A 5,431-nucleotide genomic window follows, 5' to 3' on the forward strand; every position below is an offset into this window, starting at 1 on the left:
GTTCGAACTACAATGACGAGTACGGATAGCGGGGAGTTCAATCTACGAGACAGGCTTTAAGCCTAAGGATGGGTACGACTTCCCCGTTACCCTCCCGATGATCAACCGGGGATTCTGACCTTTTGAGAGCTCAGAATCAAGATATAAGGATGGGTTGTCCGTGGTTTTCTTGGGATACCAACCGGTATGGATAGGAAACCAGAAAAAATCAGTTTTAAGGATTTTAATATGAACAACGGCGCATAACGCCCTGTTATATTTCCTAATAGCCGAATCTAAACAAACGAGTGTTAGCGAGTCTTTACGGGAGATTGGGGGTTGGCTATGGATTTGAACTGTAATCACTGGCTTTTAATAAGATATGAATGCCGCCCTGTTCCCGAGTTTTACCCGATGGCATTTTTTGGTCAGCACGAGAAATCCTGGTCAATATGATCTTATTGGTCAGCCAAAATAATTTCATTGGTCAAATTCGATGATAAAACTCACTAATTCGATAAGTATGGATATGTAATAATATGATGCAATGTCCGTGATTATTACGCTTTAATATTTTTCCCTAAAAATGGATGACGATCACTACATTCCGAACATAAAAAATGCGCACATAAATACCTCAGAATTCGAGAAAGAAATTCTCGACGAGGTTGCGAAAAATTCGGAGATAAAGGATGAGGCTCTTGTTGAGTTAATCTACGATAAGGTATTTTCAAAGTCCGCTGTAGTGCCTGTCGAACCGGAAGACGACGCTCTTATCTGCAGGTATTTGACTCCGACGAAGTTCATCAAATTTCTTCACACTCGCCAGATCGCTTTTCCAATTGCCACTCAATTCGATGATAAGTGGGAGTGCGTAATCCCTGAAGACTATGACCTCGCAGTCCTTCGGATTTTTGCGAAACTTAATCGTTCTGGAACGATTTGGGAAAAATATGTCAAGTCTAAGGCTTCCTCTTGGAACATATCGTGCTGGACGGAATTGGATACTTACTTTGATGATCACCTGATGTGGACAGTTTATGCTGGAGGAAATGACGGTATCGGTATAACGATCAGGTATGGCCAATTAAAGAAACATCTTTTGAACTCTGCCAAGGAAATAACTCAAGAAGGGCAACTCCATTGTGGACGCGTGAATTATAAAACTGAAACTATTTCGCTCTTATCGTTTAACAAGCACAATATTTTTCGAAAAGAGGAAGAAATCAGGTTTGCTTTCCAATCGTGTGAACCCAAAATGGAACTAATATCCGTCGATGAGATCTTCCATCTTTTTGGTGTGAGAATCTCTCCTGCTGCAGAACCTAACCATGCTGAGATGATTCGTAGGATGTGGCTTAAATATGGCGGAGTAGATCATCGGATACAATGCCCAACGTAACACCGTATGTTGTGTCATGTAGCACGGTAGGTTGGGGTGAGTGTGCGAACCTCAACATTTTGGGGCTTCGATGTGTTGGGGTTCGTTCCTCACCCGCAACCTACAGCCAAATAACTGTTTTGCGCTTTCATGACGTTGGTAGAATTTTATAGGGTTTTAAGTTAATACATTGATGAATCAAATAATCGCCGTCGCCCTAGGCGGCTCATTCGGTGCGGTGTTCCGCTTTCTGGTGTCAAACGGAATTTACCATTGGCTGGGCCGTGGCTTTCCTTATGGCACATTGGTGGTCAATATCATCGGCTCATTCCTGCTCGGCTTGTTGACCGAAGCCTTGATCGTCCAGAAAGTCACCTTTGCCCATGATTACCGTGCCGCCATCCTGGTCGGCTTTATTGGCGCATTCACCACGTTTTCCACGTTTTCCCTGGAAACCTTGTACCTGATCGAGCAAGGCAGCCTGACGAAAGCGGCAGGCAACATCTTTGTCAGTGTCGCCGCCTGTATCCTGGCGGTGTGGTTGGGCTTGCTCTGTAGCCGGGGCTTGTTTTTCTGGTCAGGCGGCGCAATAAGCTGGCAGGGACATACCATCCCTTATGCATTGATGGTCATCAACACGATAGGTGCTTTCATGATGGGTTTCGTGATTGCCATTTTGCTGGCTAAAATTGCCTTGCCCGAACCCTTGGGCGCAACGCTCATGGTTGTCGTTATCGGCCTGTATCTGGTGTTGTCCGGCTTGTATGTCCTGCTGTACTTGATCGAACAGGGCTATTCGCTGGCCGGCCAGATGCGTTATTTGATTGGCATTTTTTCAGCTAATACCTTGGTGTGTTCGTTGGTGACGTGGCTGGGGTTTATTGCTGCAAAAGACTTATAATTGATATTTACCTTAACACTTACAGGCTTCAGCGAAAATCAAAACGGTGATGATGTCACGAATTCTGCAAATACCGTCGTCATACCGGCAGGGATTGCCGGTATCCAGAGCACAAGGATGTGGCTCGCCAGTTAAGTAAGCGCCAAGGATACATCCCTGTAACCTAGACCCCGGCAATCCCTGCCGGGGTGACGGCGACTGGAAAGCTTGCTGATTTGGTTAAAAGCCATACGTAACTAAATACTTTTTGTTCATTTTTATTGATTAGGAAATACCGTGTTAGATCCCCGATTATTCAGGACCGACCTCGATAAGGTCAAGCAACAACTGGACAGGCGTTCGTTCGCGTTCGATCCCGCGCCTTATATGGCGTTAGAAGCCCGCCGCAAAGAAGTCCAGGTTCTTACCCAGGAATTGCAGAATGAACGCAACAGCCGTTCAAAACTGGTTGGGCAAACCAAGGCCAAAGGCGAGGATGTCCAGCCCATTTTGGAGCAAATGCAGCATCTCGGCGATGACCTGAAAGCGGCAGAAGCCGAGCTCGCTGAAATCCAACAGTCACTGTCCAGCTTGATGGAAGTCATTCCCAATATCCTGGATGAATCCGTTCCCGATGGCAAAAATGAAGAGGCCAATGTCGAGGTCAGCCGTTGGGGAGATCTCCCGAATTTCTCTTTTACCCCCAAAGACCACGTTGATCTGGGCGCAAAAAACAGGCTGATAGATTTTGAACTGGGCGCAAAAATCGCGGGCGCACGGTTTGTGGTTCTGAATGGGCCAATAGCAAGGCTGCAACGTGCGATCATCCAGCTAATGTTGGATACGCACACCGCCTTGCATGGTTACAGCGAAACCTACGTGCCTTATCTGGTGAATGCCGATAGCTTGTACGGCACAGGACAGCTACCTAAATTTGAGGCTGACTTGTTCAAGGCCAATGATGATCCAGCCCTATACCTGATCCCGACGGCGGAAGTTCCAGTCACCAACATCGTCCGGGATATCATCGTCGATGCCAAAGACTTACCCTTGAAATTCGTCTGCCACAGCCCTTGTTTCCGCAGTGAAGCAGGCGCGTATGGGCGCGATGTGCGCGGCATGATCCGGCAGCACCAGTTTGAAAAAGTGGAGATAGTCCAAATCGTCAGGCCAGATGATTCCGCCAGGGCGCATGAGGAATTGACCCGCCATGCCGAAACCATCCTGGAAAAGCTGAACCTGCCTTATCGAAAGATGTTGCTGTGCGCTGGCGATACCGGATTTTCTTCCTCAAAAACCTACGATCTCGAAGTTTGGCTGCCAGGACAGGGCGCATACCGGGAAATTTCTTCTTGCAGCAACTTCAGAGACTTTCAGGCGCGGCGCTTACAAGCACGCTGGCGCAATCCTGAAACAGGCAAGCCCGAACTCGTCCATACGTTGAACGGTTCAGGCTTGGCGGCTGGTAGGACATTGATTGCGGTGATGGAAAACTATCAAGACGAGCAAGGACGAATACATATTCCTGACGCTTTGCTGCGGTATATGGGTGGGGTGAAGGTTATTGAATGATATGGTTAAGTCCTTCGACAGGCTCAGGACGAACGGCTGGTAGTTGACTCCGTTCGTGGCGAGCTTTGTCGAGCCATGAACGGAATCAACTTGCATATAATACGTAGCCGTCATTCCGGCATGGACGACCGCCAAGGATGGCGGAAGTGCGGCAAGCAAGTAGGAACTTGCGCCGCTTGCCGGAATCCAGGACACAGGGATGTGAACATTAAATGTGTCGCTACCGCGACGGTTATTTGAATGTGGGTTCTCGTACCCACGGACGAGATACTTTTCTTTGCTTGTCCAAAGAAAAGTATCCAAAAGAAACGACCCCCGGATGCCGCTTGCTCCTTGTGCTTCTCGCATTTACCGGGGGTTGTCAAAAAAGGGACTCCCTGTCCCTTTGACAACGTGCGGCATTCCTGCCGCACCCCTAACGGGCTATTCCCGATAAATGCTCAGATGCTCGGCGCGGCATACGGGATAGGCGGGTAATTGTAGGTTGGGGTGAACTTGTGAACCCCAACAAATATAATGGTCGGTGTTATGTTGGGGTTCGTGCCTCACCCCAACATTCCAGGCTTCGATTTATGTTGGGCATCATTTTATTCAGCCCAACCTACGGCACTAAGCAAGCGTTAGAGTTGGTTTATCGACTTAGAGGGTTGATGTAGGGTGCGTTTTACGCACCAAAACCATCGGTGTTTGATATGGAATTACGCAACACATTTGTCGTTTTTTGGTGCATAGAATGCACCCTACCCGACTGGGGAGCATTTGTTGGCGTTGTGAAGATAATTTTTAATGATGTAGGGTGCGTTTTACGCACCAAATCAGGTGCATGGAATGTACCCTTGACTTTGCGTTAGGCCTTAAGAGAAATGTCACTACTTTACCGTTTAACTTACCAGTTTTTACCAACAGCTACGCGACTTGCATGGTCAAGGTCACTCATAGAGCGTGGATATTGCAAAGACATTGCCGCTGCACGACGCAACAATAATCATGCAGAAGTGATGTCGCTTGAATCAGGATGCCGCTTTGAACTCGAACTGCAGGACGAGGACGCTCACTTAACCAAACAGCTATTGCGTAAGGCCAGAGCCCTTCGCGTTCCAATTCCCCACAGTCGCAATGAAGACGGCACCATTTCTAATCAGTGGTATGAGGGGAGCCAAACAGGCGGTCGGTACTTAACGGTTAGTGGCATCAAAGCACTTCGGGAGGAAATCCGCTGTGAGTCCAAAGCTCACCATGAAAGTCGTGCACAACTTGTTGTCTGGCTTTCAGCACTTACAGGCGTAATAGGTGCAATTACTGGCCTTATTGCTCTCATGGCTCAAAAGCATGGCTAACATGAGCGCTCAAGCGGGACGTGCCTTATCACACCGCGTCGGCGCATTCCGTAGGGCGGATTAGCCGGGTGGGCAACGCTTTTCTGCCCACGCGGAACAAATCGATGATGTAAACGGTGGGCAAAAACACCTGCCCAACCTTATATCTTGATTCTGAGCTCTCAAAAGGTCAGAATCCCCGGTTGATCATCGGGAGGGTAACGGGGAAGTCGTACCCATCCTTAGGCTTAAAGCCTGTCTCGTAGATTGAACTCCCCGCTATCCGTACTCGTCATTGTAGTT

Annotated in this window: 6 protein-coding genes; 5 read left to right on the top strand and 1 reads right to left on the bottom strand. The window is 48.1% G+C overall.

Annotation, left to right across the window (positions count from 1 at the left end):
* Positions 1 to 322: 322 nt before the first annotated feature.
* Positions 323 to 463: a hypothetical protein gene (locus AC1YY3_RS12635; RefSeq protein ID WP_481825191.1), complete on the bottom strand. Its 141-nt coding sequence runs from the start codon at positions 461 to 463 to the stop codon at positions 323 to 325.
* Positions 464 to 565: 102 nt separating this feature from the next.
* On the opposite strand from AC1YY3_RS12635, the gene AC1YY3_RS12640 reads away from it, so the two are divergent.
* The 5 genes from AC1YY3_RS12640 to AC1YY3_RS12660 all read left to right on the top strand — a co-directional run bounded on the left by AC1YY3_RS12640 (position 566) and on the right by AC1YY3_RS12660 (position 5,149).
* Positions 566 to 1,381, top strand: coding sequence for a hypothetical protein (locus AC1YY3_RS12640; protein WP_481825192.1), 816 nt, complete (start codon positions 566 to 568; stop codon positions 1,379 to 1,381).
* Positions 1,382 to 1,553: 172 nt separating this feature from the next.
* Entirely contained in the window at positions 1,554 to 2,261 is a 708-nt protein-coding gene (gene crcB / locus AC1YY3_RS12645; RefSeq protein WP_481825193.1) for a fluoride efflux transporter CrcB, read from the top strand.
* 276 nt (positions 2,262 to 2,537) lie between these two features.
* Positions 2,538 to 3,812, top strand: a complete 1,275-nt coding sequence (serS, locus tag AC1YY3_RS12650) for a serine--tRNA ligase (protein WP_481825194.1) — start codon at positions 2,538 to 2,540, stop codon at positions 3,810 to 3,812.
* Positions 3,813 to 3,887: 75 nt separating this feature from the next.
* Positions 3,888 to 4,052, top strand: coding sequence for a hypothetical protein (locus tag AC1YY3_RS12655; RefSeq protein ID WP_481825195.1), 165 nt, complete (start codon positions 3,888 to 3,890; stop codon positions 4,050 to 4,052).
* Positions 4,053 to 4,675: 623 nt separating this feature from the next.
* Positions 4,676 to 5,149, top strand: a complete 474-nt coding sequence (locus tag AC1YY3_RS12660) for a hypothetical protein (RefSeq protein ID WP_481825196.1) — start codon at positions 4,676 to 4,678, stop codon at positions 5,147 to 5,149.
* Positions 5,150 to 5,431 lie beyond the last annotated feature (282 nt).

The organism is Methyloglobulus sp. (assembly GCF_964779595.1).

Excerpts from the sequence above, each read along its gene's own strand:
- AC1YY3_RS12635 (WP_481825191.1), bottom strand. The coding sequence starts at position 463 with ATGAAATTATTTTGGCTGACCAATAAGATCATATTGACCAGGATTTCT.
- AC1YY3_RS12640 (WP_481825192.1), top strand. The coding sequence starts at position 566 with ATGGATGACGATCACTACATTCCGAACATAAAAAATGCGCACATAAAT.
- crcB (WP_481825193.1), top strand. The coding sequence starts at position 1,554 with ATGAATCAAATAATCGCCGTCGCCCTAGGCGGCTCATTCGGTGCGGTG.
- AC1YY3_RS12655 (WP_481825195.1), top strand. The coding sequence starts at position 3,888 with ATGAACGGAATCAACTTGCATATAATACGTAGCCGTCATTCCGGCATG.
- AC1YY3_RS12660 (WP_481825196.1), top strand. The coding sequence starts at position 4,676 with ATGTCACTACTTTACCGTTTAACTTACCAGTTTTTACCAACAGCTACG.